The 18,258-nt window shown below is 59.1% G+C and carries 24 protein-coding genes; 21 read left to right on the forward strand and 3 right to left on the reverse strand.

The features are described 5' to 3' along the window. Positions 1-15 precede the first annotated feature (15 nt). The 20 genes from ABIB44_RS12650 to ABIB44_RS12745 all read left to right on the forward strand — a co-directional run bounded on the left by ABIB44_RS12650 (position 16) and on the right by ABIB44_RS12745 (position 15,110). Positions 16-1,560: an aldehyde dehydrogenase family protein gene (locus ABIB44_RS12650; RefSeq protein WP_354585008.1), complete on the forward strand. Its 1,545-nt coding sequence runs from the start codon at positions 16-18 to the stop codon at positions 1,558-1,560. A 380-nt stretch (positions 1,561-1,940) separates the two neighbouring features. Further along, the gene (gene rpsH / locus ABIB44_RS12655; RefSeq protein WP_068191741.1) at positions 1,941-2,339 is read left to right on the forward strand and encodes a 30S ribosomal protein S8; all 399 of its coding nucleotides are present in this window, start codon (positions 1,941-1,943) and stop codon (positions 2,337-2,339) included. Between the two features lie 27 nt (positions 2,340-2,366). Continuing rightward, a complete protein-coding gene (gene rplF / locus ABIB44_RS12660; RefSeq protein WP_354585009.1) occupies positions 2,367-2,921 on the forward strand; it encodes a 50S ribosomal protein L6 in 555 nt (184 codons plus the stop codon). Positions 2,922-2,930: 9 nt separating this feature from the next. Continuing rightward, positions 2,931-3,281 carry a 50S ribosomal protein L18 gene (gene rplR, locus ABIB44_RS12665; protein ID WP_188561971.1) on the forward strand — a complete coding sequence of 117 codons (351 nt, stop codon included), beginning with the start codon at positions 2,931-2,933 and terminating at the stop codon, positions 3,279-3,281. Between the two features lie 93 nt (positions 3,282-3,374). Then, positions 3,375-3,866, forward strand: coding sequence for a 30S ribosomal protein S5 (rpsE, locus tag ABIB44_RS12670; protein WP_354585095.1), 492 nt, complete (start codon positions 3,375-3,377; stop codon positions 3,864-3,866). Between the two features lie 5 nt (positions 3,867-3,871). Further along, the gene (rpmD, locus tag ABIB44_RS12675) at positions 3,872-4,051 is read left to right on the forward strand and encodes a 50S ribosomal protein L30 (protein ID WP_035567880.1); all 180 of its coding nucleotides are present in this window, start codon (positions 3,872-3,874) and stop codon (positions 4,049-4,051) included. A 13-nt stretch (positions 4,052-4,064) separates the two neighbouring features. Then, on the forward strand, positions 4,065-4,514 hold the full coding sequence (rplO, locus tag ABIB44_RS12680; protein WP_354585011.1) for a 50S ribosomal protein L15: 450 nt from the start codon (positions 4,065-4,067) through the stop codon (positions 4,512-4,514). Between the two features lie 16 nt (positions 4,515-4,530). Beyond that, complete coding sequence (secY, locus tag ABIB44_RS12685) at positions 4,531-5,850, forward strand: preprotein translocase subunit SecY (RefSeq protein ID WP_354585012.1); 1,320 nt, start codon at positions 4,531-4,533, stop codon at positions 5,848-5,850. Between the two features lie 7 nt (positions 5,851-5,857). Then, positions 5,858-6,643: a type I methionyl aminopeptidase gene (map, locus tag ABIB44_RS12690; protein WP_354585013.1), complete on the forward strand. Its 786-nt coding sequence runs from the start codon at positions 5,858-5,860 to the stop codon at positions 6,641-6,643. 5 nt (positions 6,644-6,648) lie between these two features. Next, positions 6,649-6,867 carry a translation initiation factor IF-1 gene (infA, locus tag ABIB44_RS12695; RefSeq protein ID WP_035567874.1) on the forward strand — a complete coding sequence of 73 codons (219 nt, stop codon included), beginning with the start codon at positions 6,649-6,651 and terminating at the stop codon, positions 6,865-6,867. Positions 6,868-6,888: 21 nt separating this feature from the next. Next, positions 6,889-7,005, forward strand: coding sequence for a 50S ribosomal protein L36 (gene rpmJ, locus ABIB44_RS12700; RefSeq protein WP_046246595.1), 117 nt, complete (start codon positions 6,889-6,891; stop codon positions 7,003-7,005). A gap of 111 nt (positions 7,006-7,116) precedes the next feature. Further along, positions 7,117-7,494: a 30S ribosomal protein S13 gene (gene rpsM / locus ABIB44_RS12705; protein ID WP_035567870.1), complete on the forward strand. Its 378-nt coding sequence runs from the start codon at positions 7,117-7,119 to the stop codon at positions 7,492-7,494. An 87-nt stretch (positions 7,495-7,581) separates the two neighbouring features. Next, entirely contained in the window at positions 7,582-7,974 is a 393-nt protein-coding gene (rpsK, locus tag ABIB44_RS12710; RefSeq protein ID WP_035567868.1) for a 30S ribosomal protein S11, read from the forward strand. Positions 7,975-8,000: 26 nt separating this feature from the next. After that, complete coding sequence (gene rpsD / locus ABIB44_RS12715) at positions 8,001-8,606, forward strand: 30S ribosomal protein S4 (RefSeq protein WP_168672166.1); 606 nt, start codon at positions 8,001-8,003, stop codon at positions 8,604-8,606. A 90-nt stretch (positions 8,607-8,696) separates the two neighbouring features. Next, a complete protein-coding gene (locus ABIB44_RS12720; protein ID WP_354585014.1) occupies positions 8,697-9,686 on the forward strand; it encodes a DNA-directed RNA polymerase subunit alpha in 990 nt (329 codons plus the stop codon). A gap of 169 nt (positions 9,687-9,855) precedes the next feature. After that, entirely contained in the window at positions 9,856-10,461 is a 606-nt protein-coding gene (rplQ, locus tag ABIB44_RS12725; RefSeq protein ID WP_354585015.1) for a 50S ribosomal protein L17, read from the forward strand. A 275-nt stretch (positions 10,462-10,736) separates the two neighbouring features. Further along, the gene (locus ABIB44_RS12730) at positions 10,737-11,474 is read left to right on the forward strand and encodes a carboxypeptidase-like regulatory domain-containing protein (RefSeq protein WP_354585016.1); all 738 of its coding nucleotides are present in this window, start codon (positions 10,737-10,739) and stop codon (positions 11,472-11,474) included. Between the two features lie 13 nt (positions 11,475-11,487). Then, complete coding sequence (locus ABIB44_RS12735) at positions 11,488-13,095, forward strand: outer membrane beta-barrel family protein (protein WP_354585017.1); 1,608 nt, start codon at positions 11,488-11,490, stop codon at positions 13,093-13,095. A 162-nt stretch (positions 13,096-13,257) separates the two neighbouring features. Then, positions 13,258-14,304 carry a sensor histidine kinase gene (locus ABIB44_RS12740; RefSeq protein WP_354585018.1) on the forward strand — a complete coding sequence of 349 codons (1,047 nt, stop codon included), beginning with the start codon at positions 13,258-13,260 and terminating at the stop codon, positions 14,302-14,304. Next, positions 14,301-15,110: a LytR/AlgR family response regulator transcription factor gene (locus tag ABIB44_RS12745; RefSeq protein ID WP_354585019.1), complete on the forward strand. Its 810-nt coding sequence runs from the start codon at positions 14,301-14,303 to the stop codon at positions 15,108-15,110. The genes ABIB44_RS12740 and ABIB44_RS12745 overlap by 4 nt, the downstream gene beginning before the upstream one ends. 14 nt (positions 15,111-15,124) lie before the next feature. On the opposite strand, the gene ABIB44_RS12750 is transcribed toward ABIB44_RS12745, so the two are convergent. Genes ABIB44_RS12750 through ABIB44_RS12760 form a run of 3 tightly spaced genes read right to left on the reverse strand, consistent with a single transcriptional unit; the run spans position 15,125 to position 17,078 of the window. Beyond that, positions 15,125-16,039 carry a hypothetical protein gene (locus ABIB44_RS12750; RefSeq protein WP_354585020.1) on the reverse strand — a complete coding sequence of 305 codons (915 nt, stop codon included), beginning with the start codon at positions 16,037-16,039 and terminating at the stop codon, positions 15,125-15,127. A 45-nt stretch (positions 16,040-16,084) separates the two neighbouring features. Continuing rightward, positions 16,085-16,309 (reverse strand): membrane protein insertion efficiency factor YidD, encoded by a 225-nt coding sequence (gene yidD, locus ABIB44_RS12755; protein ID WP_354585021.1) that lies wholly within the window; start codon positions 16,307-16,309, stop codon positions 16,085-16,087. A 34-nt stretch (positions 16,310-16,343) separates the two neighbouring features. Further along, positions 16,344-17,078 carry a M48 family metallopeptidase gene (locus ABIB44_RS12760; RefSeq protein WP_354585022.1) on the reverse strand — a complete coding sequence of 245 codons (735 nt, stop codon included), beginning with the start codon at positions 17,076-17,078 and terminating at the stop codon, positions 16,344-16,346. Between the two features lie 181 nt (positions 17,079-17,259). On the opposite strand from ABIB44_RS12760, the gene ABIB44_RS12765 reads away from it, so the two are divergent. After that, the gene (locus ABIB44_RS12765; protein ID WP_354585023.1) at positions 17,260-18,171 is read left to right on the forward strand and encodes a PorV/PorQ family protein; all 912 of its coding nucleotides are present in this window, start codon (positions 17,260-17,262) and stop codon (positions 18,169-18,171) included. Positions 18,172-18,258 lie beyond the last annotated feature (87 nt).

The following is an 18,258-nucleotide window of genomic DNA, read 5'->3' on the forward strand; positions in this document are numbered from 1 at the left end:
ACCAGTACCTACCCCATGCCCAAAATCATTTCTCCCCAGGTAGAATACGCCACCCTGCTGGCCCAGGTGAAGCAGGTGACTCCGGAAATCTTCACCGCCGAGGGTGGTTTCCTTAATCTAATGGAGGGGCATTGGCAGGAGCCCGGTCGGCCCCGCGAGTTTCGTTCGCCCATCGATAGTACCGTGCTGGGCAGCCTGCCCATGCTGAATCAGGACGCGGCCATCCGCGCCGTGGTGGCCGCCAAGAACGAAGCCGCCGCTTGGGCCGCTACCAGCCACGATGAGCGCCGGAAGAAGGTTCAGGACGCACTCGACCTGCTCCGGCCGCAGGTCGAGCTCATCGGCAAACTGCTGATGTGGGAAATCGGGAAGACCTACAAGCTGGGCTTCACCGATATCGACCGAGCCGTGGAGGGCGCGCAATGGTACGTCGATAACATCGACTCAATGTTGGGGAGCCGCACCCCGCTGGGCTTGGTATCCAACATTGCCTCCTGGAATTACCCCATGTCCGTGCTGCTCCACGCTGTGCTGGTTCAAGCTTTGTGCGGCAATTCAGTTATCGCCAAAACGCCTACCGACGGGGGCTTCATCTCCCTGAGCCTGGCGTTTGCCCTGGTGCGCCGGGCGGGCCTGCCCGTAACGCTGGTGAGTGGCGCTGGCGGCGAACTGAGCGACGCACTGGTGAAGCATCCTGCCATCGACTGCCTCAGCTTTGTGGGAGGCCGCAAAAATGCCCGCAACATCGCCGATGCGCTTTCCACTACCGACAAGCGCTACATGCTCGAAATGGAAGGCGTCAACGCCTACGGCATCTGGGACTACAGTGATTGGAATGCCCTGGCCGACCAGCTCAAAAAGGGCTACGACTACGGCAAGCAGCGCTGCACCGCCTATGTGCGCTTCGTGGTTGAGCGCCGGCTGTTTCCCCAGTTCCTGGAAACGTATACCGAAGCCGTGCGCAACCTGAAGGTGGGTAATCCTACTCTGGTGGATAATGCGGGGGATAAGCTGCCGGACCTCGCCTTTGGTCCGGTCATTAATGCCGCCCAAGCCCAAGACCTCGACCGCCTCTATGCCGATGCCCTCAAAACCGGGGCTACGCCTATTTACGAAGGCAAATTTGACGATAGTCTCTTCCTGCCCGGCCAGGACCGGTCGGCTTATGCCATGCCCCGCGCGCTAGTGAACCTGCCTCGGCAGAGCGAGCTATATTTTAAGGAGCCTTTCGGTCCCATTGACAGCATCGTGCTGGTTGACCGCATGGAAGAGCTAGTAGGCGAGATGAACATCTCAAATGGTGCCTTGGTGGCCGCTATTGCCTCCGATGATGAGGACCTGGCCCGCCGTACGGCCCGCGAGATACGTTCCTTCAAAGTGGGCATCAACAAGCTGCGTTCGCGGGGTGACCGCGAGGAAGTGTTCGGTGGTTTGGGCGAATCTTGGAAAGGGGCCTTCGTAGGCGGTAAGCTGCTGGTCGAAGCTGTAACCAATGGCCCGGCTGGACAGCCCATACTCGGCAATTACCCAAATGCCAGATATATACCCGAAAATGCTTAGTCACCAGTACTACGCTTTATGAAAAGCGGTTGAAAAGACCAAAAACAGTTTTTTGGACCCCGGCTGTGCTAACAGCTGGGGTTCTTCATTTGTAGGGTTTGTATATGGTTAGAAGGTATCGGCCACGCATTCCCATCATAAGTAGTCAGGAAAGTTCAGTGCAACGCTTGCAAAAGCCCTGTAAGCCTGCTACCTTTGCACTCCCAAAACCCTCGAGGCTCGCCTCAAAACCATTTGGCAGGTTGCCAAAAGAAACCATTGGCCGTGCCGTCGCCGGACGTGCCAAGTAGTCTTAACCGAAATTTCGTTGGTCCCGTTGGGCACCCGGCGAAATTTTCTTATCTTTGCGCTCCGAAAAAAGCGGACGTATTTACTAATCAATGAACACTGACCCCATTGCCGACTACCTAACCCGGGTGCGCAACGCCATCAAGGCGAATCATCGGGTGGTAGAAATTCCGGCCAGCAACATCAAAAAGGAAATCACGAAGGTGCTCTACCACAAGGGCTATATTCAGTCGTACCGTTTTGATGATTCGTCGGTTCAGGGCACCATCAAAATTGCTCTGAAGTACAACCCGACCACGAAGGCACCCGCCATCACCAAGCTGCAGCGCGTTTCGACGCCCGGCTTGCGTCAGTACGTGGCCGCCGACAACCTCCCCCGCGTCCTCAGCGGCTTGGGTGTCGCCATCATCTCGACCTCGAAGGGCGTGATGACGGAGAAAGAGTGCAAAACCGAGAACGTGGGCGGCGAGGTGCTGTGCTACGTGTACTAGTCCGGAACCGCTTTAGCAAATTCAATTATGTCACGTATTGGTAAACTGCCGATTTCCGTCCCCGCTGGGGTCGCTATCTCGGTCGACAACGATAACGCAGTGACGGTGAAAGGCCCTAAGGGCACGCTCACTACGCAAGTAGACCGCGACATCACCGTAGCTGTTGAAGATGGTACCCTCACGGTAACCCGTCCCACCGAGCAGAAGCGCCACAAGGCCATGCACGGTCTCTACCGCTCGCTCATCAACAACATGGTGGAAGGCGTAAGCAAAGGCTTCGAGAAGAAGCTCGAGCTCGTAGGCGTAGGTTACAAAGCTTCGCTCGTGGGCAGCACGCTGGAGTTGGCTCTTGGCTACTCGCACAACGTGTACATCGCCCTGCCGGGTGAAGTAACCGCTACGGCCGTTACCGACAAAGGCAAAAACCCGATTGTTACGCTGACCAGCATCGACAATCAGTTGCTGGGCCAGGTGGCCGCCAAAATTCGTTCGCTGCGCAAAGTGGAGCCCTACAAAGGCAAAGGTGTGCGTTTCGTGGGTGAGATTATCCGTCGCAAAGCTGGTAAAACGGCCTCTAAATAAATTCGCATCATGGCATTTGATAAAGCAACTCGCCGCAAGCGGATTCAGCGCATCATCCGCACGAAAGTGTCCGGTACCACGGAGCGTCCGCGCCTGTCGGTGTTCCGCAGCAACACGGGCATTTATGCTCAGATTATCGACGACACGACCGGCCGTACCCTGGCCGCCGCAACGTCGAAAAAAGTAACCGCCGAAGGTGGTAACGGCGTGGCCCTGGCCGCTGCCGTAGGCCGGCAGCTCGCCGCCGTCGCCCAGGAGAAAGGCATCACGAAAGTGGTGTTCGACCGCTCGGGCTACCTCTACCACGGTCGCGTAAAATCATTGGCTGAAGGTGCTCGCGAAGGCGGCCTTAATTTCTAAACTATCATGGCGCAAGAACGCGACAACACCAACCGGCCCGGCGGCGACCGTCAGCGGAGCAACGACCGCGACCGCAACAAGGACAACTCCCGCATGGGGGCTGATTCCGACTTCAAAGAAAAAGTAGTAGCCATCAACCGCGTAGCGAAGGTGGTGAAAGGCGGCCGCCGCTTCAGCTTCTCTGCCATTGTGGTAGTAGGCGATGGCAACGGCAACGTGGGCCACGGCCTCGGCAAGGCCAACGAAGTAACTGACGCCATTGCCAAAGGCATTGACGACGCCAAGAAGAACGTGGTGAAAGTGCCGATGTACAAGCATACCGTTCCTCACCTCATGGAAGGCCGCTTCGGCGGTGGTTTCGTGCTCATCCAGCCCGCTGCGGCTGGTACGGGTGTAATCGCCGGCGGTGCCATGCGCGCCGTGTTCGAGAGCGCCGGTATTAAGGATGTGCTGGCGAAGTCGAAAGGCTCGTCGAACCCTCACAACGTGGTGAAAGCGACGTTTGCAGCCCTCGCCAAAATGCGCGACCCCTTGCAAATCGCTCAAGCCCGTGGTATTTCTTTGGCCCGCGTTTTTAACGGTTAATTGACATGGCACAAATTCAAGTAAAGCTCGTGCGCAGCGCCATTGACCGCCCCGAGCGTCAGAAGCGCACCGTTCAGTCCCTCGGCCTGAACAAACTCAACAGCACTGCTACCCACGAAGTAAACCCGTCCGTTATGGGCATGGTGAAAAGCGTGCAGCATTTGCTCCTCGTAACCGAACTGTAAGACTATAATCGTCATGCTCAATCTCAGCAATTTATCGCCCGCCTACGGCTCGACTAAAAACGAGAAGCGGATTGGCCGGGGCGAAGGCTCCACGCGCGGTGGCACGTCGACCCGTGGTCACAAAGGCGCCAAGTCGCGTTCGGGCTACAAGCGCAAGTCCGGCTTCGAAGGTGGCCAGATGCCCCTCCAGCGCCGTGTGCCTAAGTTCGGCTTCACGAACATCAACCGTGTAGAATATAAAGGCATTAACCTCGATGCCCTTGCTACCCTGCTCGAAAAGAACAGCGCCACTACGATGGATGCTGCCTACTTCGTGGCTAACGGCTTGGTTTCCAAGAACGCTAAAATCAAAATCCTCGGTCGCGGCGAAATCGCCACGGCGGTAGAAGTTCATGCTCACGCATTCTCGAAATCGGCTGTTGAAGCCATCGAGAAGGCCGGCGGCAAAGCGGTTACGCTCTAAAAAGCTACCTTCGGCAATGAATAAGTTTATCGAGTCGATAAAAAACATCTTTGCGATTGAGGATTTGCGTACGCGAATCCTCAATACGCTATTTTTCATTGCCATCTATCGTCTCGGCGTGTACGTGGTGCTGCCGGGCGTGGACCCCACCCAACTCAAAACGGGTGCGGCTGGCCTATTCGGTATTCTGGACACGCTGCTCGGCGGCGCATTCAGCCACGCGTCGATTTTCGCGCTGGGCATTATGCCGTACATCTCGGCGTCTATCGTGTTGCAGTTGCTAACGATTGCCGTGCCTTACTTCCAGAAGCTCCAGAAAGAAGGCGAATCGGGGCGTAAGAAAATCAACCAGTACACCCGGATTCTCACGATTCCGATAGTATTGGCCCAATCGGTTGGATTTATTGCCACCATTAACGCGGAGGCTATCATCAACCCCGGCACGTTCTTCACCGTTTCGACCATGATTATCATCACGGCCGGCACGTTGTTCTGCATGTGGCTGGGCGAGAAAATTACGGATAAAGGTATCGGCAACGGTATCTCTATGCTCATCATGATTGGCATTGTGTCGCGTCTCCCCGGTGCTATAATCGGTGAGGCTGCGGCTAAAGGCGTGAACAAATCCCTGATTTTCCTGCTGGAGATGGTGGTGCTGTTCCTCGTAGTAATGGCCGTTATCGTGCTTACGCAAGCTGTTCGCCGCATCGCGGTGCAATATGCTAAGCAGGTTGGTGGCACTACGCAGCTGGACGCACAACGTCAGTTCATTCCCCTCAAGGTGAATGCCGCTGGCGTAATGCCCATCATTTTCGCGCAGTCACTGATGTTCGTTCCAGCCATTGTGGCGTCGGTATGGCAGAACCAGAGTGATACCGCCAGCTACATCGGCGTGAAGTTCTCGGACTACACTTCGTGGCAGTACAACCTGACCTTCGGTCTGCTGATTATCATCTTCACCTACTTCTACACGGCCATCAGCGTCAATCCTAATCAGATTGCCGACGACTTGAAGCGGAGTGGTGGTTTTGTGCCCGGCGTGAAGCCCGGCCGTGAGACTTCGGAGTACATCGACGAAATACTAACTCGTGTTACCCTGCCGGGTGCTGTAGCGCTGGCCCTCATTGCCATTTTCCCCGCTATTGCACTTTTATTGGGCGTAACCCGTCCATTCTCGGCTTTCTATGGCGGTACGTCACTCATCATTATGGTGGGTGTAGTGCTCGACACAGTGAACCAGGTGCAGAGCTACTTGTTGATGCAGCACTACGATGGCATGATGAAGTCGGGCAAGCTGCGCGGTCGCACGGCACAGCCCATTTCGATAGCTTCGTAAAGCAACAATGGCGAGCGGCAGCATTCAATATAAAACCGAAGAAGAGATTGACCTCATCCGTGCCAGTGCGCTTGTACTGGCCAAGGCTCACGGCGAAGTCGCGAGTATGGTGAAGGAAGGAGTAACGACGCGGCAGCTCGATAAGCGCGCGGAGGAGTTCATCCGGGACCACGGTGGAGTACCTTCCTTCAAAGGGTTGTATGGTTTTCCAGATAGCCTTTGCCTGTCCCCGAATTCGGTGGTCGTGCACGGGTTCGCCACCGATGAACCGCTGAAGAATGGTGACATTCTCACGGTGGATGGCGGAGTTTTCCTGAATGGCTTTCATTCAGATAGTGCTTACACCTACCCAATCGGGGAGGTGGCGCCGGAAGTACTGGCTTTGCTGCGGGAAACCAAAGCAGCGCTGTACAAAGGCATCGAACAAGCCGTGAGCGGCAACCGCGTGGGCGATATCAGCTACGCTATCCAGAACCATGTGGCCCCGATGGGCTACGGGGTGGTGCGCGAGTTGGTTGGCCACGGAGTTGGCGCGAAGCTGCACGAGAAACCCGAGGTGCCGAACTACGGCAAGCGGGGTTCCGGACCGCTCTTGCAAACAGGTTTGGTCATCGCGATTGAGCCGATGGTGAACCTGGGCAAGAAGGATGTGGTGCAGGAAGCGGATGGCTGGACTATCCGCACCAAGGACCGCAAGCCCTCGGCGCACTTCGAGCACACTATAGTAGTAAGAAAAGAAAAGGCGGAGATTCTCACCTCCTTTGAGTACATCGAAAAAGCATTGCAGCAGTAGCCCTTATGGCAAAACAAGCCTCGATTGAGCAGGACGGAACCATCCTGGAAGCCCTTTCTAACGCCATGTTCCGCGTGGAATTGGAGAACGGTCACCAACTGATTGCCCACATTTCGGGCAAGATGCGGATGCACTACATCAAAATTCTGCCCGGCGACAAGGTTAAGCTCGAAATGTCACCCTACGACTTGTCGAAGGGCCGGATTAAGTATCGTTATAAATAAACCCGTTTCCCTTCACAGGTCATGAAAGTAAAAACCTCGGTGAAAAAGCGTAGCGTGGACTGCAAACTGGTCCGCCGTAATGGCAAGCTCTACGTCATCAACAAGAAAAACCCACGCTTTAAGCAGCGTCAGGGTTAATTCAATTTTTAGAACCCCGGAACCTTGGGTACTGAGTCGTTGGTTATTCACCTCCGGCCCGCCTTCCAAGCAGTTGCCGGGTTTCTGTCCGCAAACACATAACCATCCAATATGGCTCGTATCGCAGGGGTTGATATCCCGGACAACAAGCGCGGCGAAATTTCGCTGACCTACATTTTCGGCATTGGCCGGAGCAACGCCAGCAAGATTCTGGTAAAAGCTGGCATCGACGTCAACAAGAAGGTGAAGGACTGGACCGACGAGGAGTCGGGTGCCGTCCGCGCCATCATTGCTGCCGAGCACAAGACTGAAGGCGTGCTGCGCTCGGAAGTAACGACGAACATCAAGCGTTTGATGGACATCGGTTGCTACCGTGGTCTGCGTCACCGTAAAGGTCTGCCAGTTCGTGGTCAGCGTACCAAGAACAACTCGCGTACCCGTAAGGGCAAGCGTAAGACCGTGGCCGGCAAGAAGAAGGCAACTAAATAAACTTAACCGGGAATCGGCGCTGGCTCTGGCGAGTAATGTACTCGCGCAGCCAGCGCCAACACCTCCCGCATTTTTTGCGATAACCAAATGGCACAAAAAAGAAAAGACAAAGCCAAGAAGCGCGTTGTCGTGGTGGAGCAGGTGGGCCAGGTACACATCCGTGCCTCGTTCAACAACATCATCATCTCGATTACGAACAATAACGGTCAAGTGATTTCGTGGGCTTCGGCCGGCAAAATGGGCTTCCGTGGTTCGAAGAAGAACACGCCCTACGCCGCCCAAATGGCGATGAGCGACTGCGGTAAAGTAGCCCACGACCTGGGCATGCGCAAAGCCGAAGTATTCGTAAAAGGCCCGGGTTCGGGCCGTGAGTCGGCCATCCGCGCCCTCGGCAACGTGGGTATTGAGGTGACCACCATCCGCGACGTAACGCCGCTGCCCCACAACGGCTGCCGCCCTCCCAAGCGTCGTCGCGTTTAGTTTTTCACTTCAGATAGTAGATTACAATGGCACGTTATACCGGCCCAACCTCAAAAATTGCCCGTCGCTTCAACGAGGCGATTTTCGGCCCGAGCAAAGCGCTCAACAAAAAAGCCTATCCTCCGGGCCAGCACGGCCGCGGCCGTCGCAAGAAGCAGTCGGAGTACGCTGTCCAGCTGATGGAGAAGCAGAAGGTGAAGTACATGTACGGCATGTTGGAGAAGCAATTCGAAAACCTATTCCACAAAGCAGCAGCGCTCCCCGGCATCACCGGCGACAACCTGCTCGCCTTGCTGGAAGCCCGTCTGGACAACGCCGTGTACCGTTTGGGCATTGCCTCGACGCGTCGCGCTGCTCGCCAGCTCGTTGGTCACAAGCACATCACCGTGAACGGTGAAGTGGTGAACATCCCTTCGTACCACCTCCGTCCCGGCGACATTGTGGCCGTGCGTGAGAAGTCGAAGTCGTTGGAAGCCATCACTACGAGCCTGTCGGTTCGCAACTCGCGCCAGTTTTCGTGGCTGGAGTGGGACGGCAAAGAGTTGGCTGGCAAGTTCATCAATGCCCCCGCCCGTGAGCTGATTCCGGAGAAAATCACCGAGCAGCTCATCGTCGAACTGTATTCGAAGTAAATAGCGCTACTGGTAGCGGCCCGGCATTTTGTCGGGCCGCTCTTGTGCTTATACTTCACCAATTTTTTTCAAATCTTTTACGCCCAACATATGTCAATCTTAGCTTTTCAGATGCCGGAGAAAGTGGTGATGGAGAAATCCGACGACTTCACCGGGACGTTTGAATTTAAGCCGCTCGAGAAGGGCTACGGCGTCACCATCGGCAATGCGCTGCGTCGCATTCTGTTGTCGTCGCTGGAGGGTTTCGCCATCACGTCGGTACGCACCAGCAGCGTGCTGCACGAGTTTTCGACCATCGAAGGGGTGATTGAGGACATGTCCGAAATCATCCTGAACCTGAAGATGGTTCGTTTCAAGAAGACGAGCGATGCCATCTCGGATAAAATTACGGTGCGCGTGAAAGGCCAGGATACCTTTTCGGGTGCTGACATTGCCAAGTTCGCCAGCGGCTTCGAAGTACTGAACCCCGACCACGTGATTGCTCACCTGGACCCTAGCACCGAGCTGGAGTTTGAGTTGACGATTGCTCGGGGCCGTGGCTACGTGCCCGCCGACGAGAACAAGCCGGCTGACCAGGTTTTCGGTCAGATTGCCATCGATGCTATCTACACGCCTATCAAGAACGTGAAGTATAGCATCGAGAACACCCGCGTGGAGCAGAAGACGGACTACGAGAAGCTCGTTATCGAGATTCAGACCGACGGTTCGATTCACCCGGAGGAGGCACTGAAAGGTGCGGCCAACATTCTCATTCAGCACTTCATGCTGTTCTCGGATAACACGATGACCCTAGAAGGTCCTCGCGTGACCGAAGACGAGCCGATTGATGAGGAAACTATGCAGATGCGCAAGATGCTCAAGACTCCTCTGGAGGACATGGAGCTCAGCGTACGCGCTAAGAACTGCCTCAAGGCTGCCGACATCAAGACGATGGGCGAGCTGGTGCAGCTCGAAATCGCCGACATGATGAAGTTCCGCAACTTTGGTAAGAAGAGCCTGACCGAGCTGGAGAACCTCGTTGAAGAGCGTGGTTTGGAGTTTGGGATGGACCTGGGCAAGTATCGCCTGGAGGAAGACTAGTATTAGGTTACCGGATGTGCTGATTGGTTGGACTTGTCCAGCGGGTTAGCACATCTTTTTTTATTCAATTTACTATTTCACCAGTGTGCCCAAGGGGCAGCGGTTCTAATGAGGCCTCAATGGCCCGCCGTGGTCGCCGCCCGCAAGCACACACTTTTTCAAACGTCCAATGCGACACGGAAGAAAAATCAATCACCTGGGCCGTACTACCGCCCACCGCCACGCCATGTTGTCGAACATGTCGTCTTCGCTCATCCTGTACAAGCGCGTTACCACGACGGTAGCCAAGGCGAAAGCCTTGCGTAAGTACATCGAGCCCCTGCTGACCAAGTCGAAAGACGATACGACGCACTCGCGCCGCATGGTGTTCGCCGCGCTGCAGGACAAGGAGTCGATTAAGGAGCTGTTTGGCAACATCTCGGGCAAAATTGCTAACCGTCCCGGTGGCTACACCCGCATTCTGAAGCTGAGCGATACCCGTCTGGGTGACAATGCGGAGATGTGCATCATCGAGCTGGTGGACTTCAACGAAACCCTGATGGACGCCAAAACGGCTGCCGCTGAAAAGGCTACTGCTACGACTCGTCGTTCGCGCAGCCGTGGTGGTAAGAAAGCTGCTGGCGACGACGCTGCTACCTCGGCTACCGAAGTAACCGGCGAGGCGGTTGCTCCGGCCGCCGTGGTTGAGCAGTCGGCTCCGGCTGACACCGCTACGGAAACCGTGAAGGATGGCGAGAGCCGCGAAGAAGCGAAGGCTGATGAAGCTGGTGCTTAATTCGTAGCGCAAGCTGCTTATTTGAAAGGGACGCTCCGTGAGGGGCGTCCCTTTTTTTGTGCTGGTGGGTCCGCCTCACAAGACCCCTGCGGGGCGGGCCTCGCTCCAATGGAGAGGGGAGCCTGTTGGCGTAGACACCTAACCCGAGGCAGAGCGACGTTCGTGGCTGGTTTACCTGATTTCGCGGGAGTTTTCGGTTGGTTGGGAAGATAGGAGATGCTTTGGAGGAGCGATAAGGCGTGTTTTGGGAGTCTTTTAACCAAAACCCCTACGCGATGAAAACCTGTTTTACTTTCCTGATTTTACTACTGGCGCTGGGGCGTGGCTTTGGCCAGCAAATACCAGTGGCGGGCCGCGTGCTGGACGCCAAGCAGGGAGCAGTGCCGTTTGCGACGGTGGTGTTGGTAGCGGCCGGTGATTCGGCCGCGGTAGATGCCGGGCGGGCGGACGAGCAAGGGGCGTACCTGCTTCATGCGAAGCGGGTGGGGCAGTACCAGGTGCTGGCGACGGCCGTGGGATTTCGGAAGGGAAGGAGTGCCACCTTTATGGTTGGCACTGAGAGCGGACGGGTGCCCGACCTGCGGCTGCCAGCCACCGCGCAGAACCTGGGCGAGGTGCAGGTAGTGGGCCGCAAGCCGCTGCTGGAAATGCAGGCTGGCAAGATGGTGGTGAACGTAGCCAGCAGCCTCACGGCAGGCGCCACGGCCCTGGAAGCGCTGCAGAAAGTGCCGGGACTGATGGTGATGAGCAACCGCATTAGCCTGGCGGGCCGCGAGGGGGTTCTCATTCAGATTGATGGGCGCACTACGCAATACACCGACGTGGTGAGTGTGCTGAAGGATTTCCCGAGCAGTAACATTGAACGGATTGAAGTGCTGACCCAGCCCGATGCCAGCCACGACGCGGCGGGCAACGCGGGGATAATCAATATTATTCTGAGCAAAAACGCGGACCTGGGCACTAATGGTACCCTAACGTTGGCGGGGGGGCTACGGGCGGTTTGGCAAGGGTAGCGGCACGCTCGATTTGACGCATCGCACCAAAGGACTCAACCTGTTTGGCAATTATGGGTACACGCTGCGCAAAACCTACGACCAGCTGACCACGGAGCGCCAAGGTGCTGAAGCAGCGGGCAGCTACCGCCAAAGTAGCTACCAGCCGCGCATCGCTAACGTGCAAACCTTCCGCGTGGGAGCTGATTACAGCCTGCCCCGCCGGCAAACCGTGGGCCTGCTCCTGAACGGCTACACGAACCGCACGAGCGTGGATGGCCAGAACCAGACCGAAGCCAGCAGCGGTACCAGCGTGCAAACCACCAACAACGCGCGCCGGCTCACCGACTCCTACGCGGCCAACATCAACTACAAGGCGCTGCTGGATACACTGGGGCAGGAACTGACGGCCGATGTGGACTACTCGCGCTACCAGTCGGACAGCTACGGGCGGCTGGTGAATGAGGTGGCGGCCGGCAGCCTGCGCCGCACTGAGCAGCTGCAGAACGACCAGCTCACGGACATCAGCCTGCGCTCGGGCAAGGTGGACTACCGCCGGCCGGTGCGGGCGGGGCTGAAAGTGGCGATGGGGGCGAAGGCCAGCCAGGCCACAATTGGCAGCGTGGTGGCGCTGAGCGGCGGGGCGGTAGCGCGGAACGACGACTTCCGCTACACGGAAAGCATTCGGGCGGGCTACCTGCAGGCGGAGGGAAAAGTGGCGGGCGTGGACTGGCAGGGCGGGCTGCGCGGCGAGTGGACGAACACGGCGGCCGTATCGCGGGCCGATGGGCGCACGGTGGCGCGCAGCTACGGCCAGCTATTTCCGAGCCTGAGCCTGGACCGCGTGGTGTACAAGGCCGTGGGGCTGAACTTGGCCTACAGCCGCCGCATCGACCGGCCGAGCTACCAGGATTTGAACCCCAGCATCGTGTACCTCGACCCATACACCTCGCAGCGCGGCAACCCGTTTCTAAAGCCGCAGTTCACCAACGACTATAAGTTGGCGCTGACGTACCAGAAACAGCCATTTCTCATGTTGGGCTACAGCCGCACGCAGGACGCCATTAGCTTAGTGACGGCTACCGAGGACAGCGCCGTGTATTCGACCACCGCCAACCTCGACCACTTGGAGCGCTACAGTGCCACGGTGAACGTACCGCTGAACCTGGGCAAGCGCATGACGGGCTACGCCGGCGTAAACGTGTTTCACAACCAATACCTGAGCCAGTACCTGGGCAGCACCTACCGCAACGGGCGCACGGCGGCCACGTTCTACGCGCAGTCGAATACCAAGCTGCCGCACGGTTTTACCTTCGAGGTATCGGGGTACTACCAGACGGCGGGCGTGAATGGGCTGATAAATTTCCAGGGGTTTGGAGCGCTGAACCTGGGCTTGCAGAAGACGCTGCTGAATGAGCGGGCCACATTCCGGCTGTCGCTGAACGATGCGCTGTTCTCGGCCAAGCAGCGTGGCACGGTGCGCTACCAGGACTTGGATGTGCGTTTCCTGAGCTACGGCGAGAGCCGGCAGCTGCGGGCCAGCTTCAGCTACCGGCTGGGCAACGCGCAGATGAAAGCCGCCCGCAAGCGCGCCACAGGCATTGAGGAGGAGCGGGGCCGCGTGAAAACGGACAAGGAGTAAACATACTGTGAGGAAAAGAACGTCATGCAGAGCGCAGCGAAGCATTTTTACCGCGCAATGCAATTTAACCAGCAGGATTACTGCTGCGGTAGCGGTGCCTCAACTGCGCCCAGCAGGACATTCCACTTACTTTTGATTGACATTTTAGTCGTGCTTCGCCCCATGGAACTGCAGCTGCAACGGCCCGGCCGCTCCGATATGCTGCTGGTGCTGGTGTACTGGCTGCTGGCGGCGCCCATTATTTTCTTCAGCTACAGCCAGCAATATGCCCTGGGGCGGGCGCTGGCGGGCATTGGCTACACCGTGGTGCTCGATTCGGCGGCGGTGTACCTGCTGGTGTTTGGGTTTCTGCCGCTGGCACTCACGCGGCGCAACCCGCTGGTTGTGCTGGCGGGGCTGGTGGTATTCGTGCTGATTGACGCGCATTTTTACTGGGCGGGCTACGAGCTGCTGTTTCGGACGGGCCAACCCCTGCATTGGAGCGCGCTGCGCATTTTGTATGCGGTGATGCAGCATACCCAGAGCTACGGCATGATGGGCATTCTGCTGGCCGGCAAGCGCTACGCCGACGTGCAGCGCAGCCTGCTACAAACCCAGAAGGCCCAGACCGAGAGTGAGCTGCGCAATCTCAAGGCTCAAATTGACCCGCATTTCCTGTTCAACAACCTGAATGTGCTGCGCGGCCTCATTCAGCAGGACCCCGCCGAGGCCAACGAGTACCTGGGCCGCTTTGCCAACCTCTACCGGTTCCTGATTCGGCACAAGGACGACGACTTTGTGCCGCTGGCCGACGAGCTGCGCTTCGTGGACGAGTTCGTGTACCTGCTGCGCCACCGCTTCGGCACGGCCTACGATTTCCGCACCGAACTCCCCGATTACGTAGATGCGACTCGCCTGCTGGTGGTGCCGGGCACGGTGCAGCTGCTGGTCGAAAACGCCATCAAGCACAATGCCGGCGACGAGGATGCGCCGCTGCTCATCACCATCCGGGCCACGGCCACGAGCCTGACCGTAGCGCACCCGCGCCGGCCCAAGCGCACGGCCATCGACTCGCTGGGCACCGGGCTGGCCAATTTGCGGGAGCGGTACCGCCTGCTCACGCAGCAGGAAATTGTGGTGACTAATACGCCCGCTACGTTTGCCGTGGCGGTGCCCCTGCTGGCCCAGGCCCGGCCGGCCGTGCTACAACCCCTGGCCGCTGCTGTATGAATATCCTGATTCTGGAAGACGAGATGCAGGCAGCCCGCCAAACGGTGCAGTTTCTGGAGCGGGCCGGGCTGGGCGAGCCCGCGCCGCCGGTGGTGCGCAGCATCGAAAAAGCGCTGGTCTGGCTGCAAACCCATCCCATGCCCGACCTTATTTTTTCCGATATTGAGTTGCTCGATGGCAACGTATTTGCCCTCTACGAGCAGTTTCGGGTGACGTGTCCGGTGATTTTCACCACGGCTTACGACCAGTTTTTGCTGTCCGCGTTTCGAGGCAATGGCATTGCCTATCTGCTCAAGCCCTTCGAGTACGAGCAGTTTCGGGAGGCGCTTGATAAGTACCAGCTGCTGCAAGGCAGCTTCCGCCCGGCCATGCCCGCCGCGCCGGAACCGGGGGCGGCTGAAGCCTCGCTGAGCCCGCAGGTGCTGCGGCAGCTGAGCGAAGCCTTGCGCCAGCACGGCCAGCCGCAGTACAAACAGCGGTTTTCGGTGCGGATGCGCACGGGCCTTTTCCTGCTGCTGGTGGAGGATATTGCCTACGTGCAGGCCGATGAAGGCATCACGTTTGCCGTGGATTCGGCCGGCACGCGCTACCCGCTCACGGGCAGCCTCGCGGAGCTGGAGCGCCAGCTCGACCCGCGCCGCTTCGGCCGCCTCAACCGCTCGGAGCTGGTGAATATCGCCTTTGTGGAGAGAATGGAGCCCTATTTCAACAACCGCCTGGCAGTGCAGCTGCGCACCCGGCCAGCCACAACCCTCACGACCAGCGCCGCCCAAACGCCCGAGTTTCGGCGCTGGCTGGAGGGCTGAGACCACGCTCGCCGCTACTCCGGCAGGGTGTACTCGTAGAGGTCGCCTTTTTCGGTGCTGATGAGCAGCGTACCGTTGTCTTTGAACACGACTCCTTCGGTCTGGCCGGCTCCCTGAAGTGAAATCACGCGGGGCGTGGCCTTCAGGATGTCGGCCCAGGTGTTGCCGTCGAGGATGAACAGCTCGCCGCGACCCAGCAGCACGAGGCGCTGGCCGTCGGCGCGCAGGGCGGCATCGGTTACCTGGCCGGGAATGGCGAGGGTGGTCACTAGCTTAGCGGTGTAGGTGCCGGGCTGCTCGGGCACGGTGTATACTTTGCTGGCGCGGTCCTGGGCGCGGTCTTTCGTGAAAAGCCACACCTGGCCATCGTGCCAGAGGCTGGCTTCGACATCGAAGTTGCGCTGCTTTTTCTTGGGCGGAAATTCGGACTGGTCGGGGTAGGTGAAGACAATGGTGCCCACTGTCTTGGGCGAATCGGGCCGAAACGTGTAGATTTTGAGGTCGCGGCGCTGGTTCTCGTTGTTGCCGCAGTCGCCGATGTAGTAGGTGCCGCGCCCATCCTGGCTCAGGCTTTCCCAGTCGGTATTGGTAGCGGGTACTTCGATGGTGCGCACCAGCTTGCCCGTGGCATCTATTTCGTAGAGGGTGGGGGAGTTGCCATCGTCGCCGAAGCTGAAGTATTTTCCAGCTTCGGGGGCCGCGGCAAGGCCGGAGCTCTCGGGCACTACGCCCTTGAGGGAGCCTACCGAGCGGAGGCCGGCTATTGCAGCGGCGGCGTTTTTGTCCTTGCGGCGGTCGCCGCCCTTGGGCAGGTCGGGTGCCGACTGGCCAGCAGCATTCTTATCGGCGGGAATATCAGATTGCGCCTGCGAGCAGGCGGTGGTGAACAACAGAGCCACGGCGGCCGGCAGCAGGAGAAGAACGCGCATCAATGTAAAGCTGGAAGTGAGCCTGCCTATACGTAATGCCGCCTTTTAAGGTACGGGGTCGTAGCCGTGGCCGCCCCAGGGATGGCAGCTGGCAATGCGCCGCAATGCCAGCCGGCCGCCACGCCACGGCCCGTACTTGCCAATGGCCTGCGCCGCATATACCGAGCAGGTGGGCACATAGCGGCAACTCGGCGCGGTGAGCGGCGAAATGAAGCGCTGGTAGAACCAGACGAAGCCCAGGAAAAGAGCGCGAAACAGCCGGGAGAGCATGGAGCAGGAAAAATGTAAAGTTCAGTAGCGGGCGCTACTTCGGCAGCGCGTTCAGCTCCTGCCTCCAACGTTGCCAGTCGGGCAGCAGGCGGGTTTGCAGGTCGTAGAACGCCGGGGAGTGGTCGCCCACCAGCAGGTGGCAGCACTCGTGCAGCAGCACGTAGTCGAGGCACTCGGGGCGGGCGCGCACGAGCTCGGGCGAGAGCCGGATGCGGGCCGAGCGCGGCGTGCAGCTGCCCCAGCGGGTGCGCATCTGGCGAACGGACAGCGTGGGGCGAGTCAGGTTAAATTCGGCGAAGCGGGGCCAGACCCGGGCCAGCGAAGCGGCAAACAGTGGCCCGGCCTGGCGGGCGTGCCAGGCGTGGAGCAGGGCTTCGGTCTGGGCTGCGCTCAGGGAATGAGGAGCAGAAATGACTAATTCATCCTCAGCCAGCGTCACGGCCGGGCGGGCCGCTTCGGCGAAGCGCAGGCGGTAGGGCTGGCCCTGGTAGTAGTGCGTGCTGCCGACGTCGAAGTGCCGGGTGGGCGCGGGGGCCGGGCGACTGGCGAAAGCCTGCTGGTGCTTGAGAATCCAGTCGGCTTTTTTGAGCACCTGCTGGGCCACCCATTCGGGCGTGGTGCCAGCCGGGGCGCTGATGTGCACGCTGCCATCGGGCCGCACGGCGAAGCCGAGGGTGCGCCGCGAGCGAAACACCAGGGTGTAGTGCAGCGAGTGGTTCTGGTAGGCCAGGGTTTCGCGGCGAATGGGGGCAGAAAAGGGACGGGGCATGCAGGGAAGCGCAGGAAAACAGGTGATGGGAGCCGCAAAATTCGGCAGACTGGCCCATTTGCAACGAGGACAGCAGGGACTAACCGCCGAGCGGAGAAATAAATTTCGGCCGGGTTTCCGGCAATCGTCGCCACCGTGCTACCTTACCGCTATGGAACACTGTTTACCTCGGTATATTTCTATGCTGGGCGTTGTTTTGAGCTTGGCGGTATTGCGGCCGGCTGGTTCGGCGTGGGCCCAGGGCAACGGGCCGGGCGTGCGCGGGGCGCGGGCCGCCGCGCTGGGCAATGCCTCGGTCGCCCTTGGCGGCGATGTGTGGAGCATGGGCAACAACGTGGCCGGGTTGGGCGAGGTGCAACGCCCCACTGTGGGCTTCTACGGCGAAAACCGCTATTTCAGCACTGCCCTAAACGTAGCTGCCCTCAATTTGGCGCTGCCGCTGGGCCGGCCGCCCGCCGCCGCCACGGGCCCGGCCGCCACGATGCCCGGCGCGGAAGGTGGTTCCGATGCGCCGGCCCCGCGCCCGTGGGCGCGGCACGGCGTGGTGGGCCTGGAAGCGCAGCGCTTCGGCGGCCAGCTGTACAACGAGACGCGGGTGGGCGTGGGCTACGGCTACCGGTTTGGGCAAATCAGCCTGGGCGGGCGGGTTGATGTACTGCAGGTGAGCATTGAGGGCCTGGGCAGCCGGCGCGTGGCGCTGGGCACCCTGGGCGGGCAGATTGAAGTGCTGCCGCGCCGGCTCAGCTTCGGGGTGGCGCTCTACAACATCAGCCAGACCAAGCTGGCCAGCTACCAGGACGAGCGGGTGCCCACCGTCCTCAAGGCGGGGCTGGCCTACCGGCCGGGCGCGCAGGTACTGCTGCTGGTAGAAGCCGAGAAGGACGTGGAGCGCGACGCCAATTTCAAGGTGGGGCTGGAGTACCGGCCGGTGCCGGTGCTGGCCGCGCGGCTGGGGCTGGCCTCGCTCACGGAGCAGGCCAGCGCGGGTATTGGCGTGCAGGCCGGCGCGTTCCAGATTGACTACGCGGCGGCTTTTCAGCAGGCGCTGGGTTTCAGCCAGCACCTGAGCGTGAGCAAGGCGTGGGGGAAGTAATTCTTGATTAAAAATTAAGAATTAAAAATTAAAAATTTTCGATGGAAATGCCCCCGCCTTTACTTGTAAGCTGCCGGCGAGCATGCC

Origin of the sequence: Hymenobacter sp. UYCo722 (assembly GCF_040547115.1) — a bacterium.
In the GTDB taxonomy this organism is placed as follows: Bacteria; Bacteroidota; Bacteroidia; order Cytophagales; family Hymenobacteraceae; genus Hymenobacter.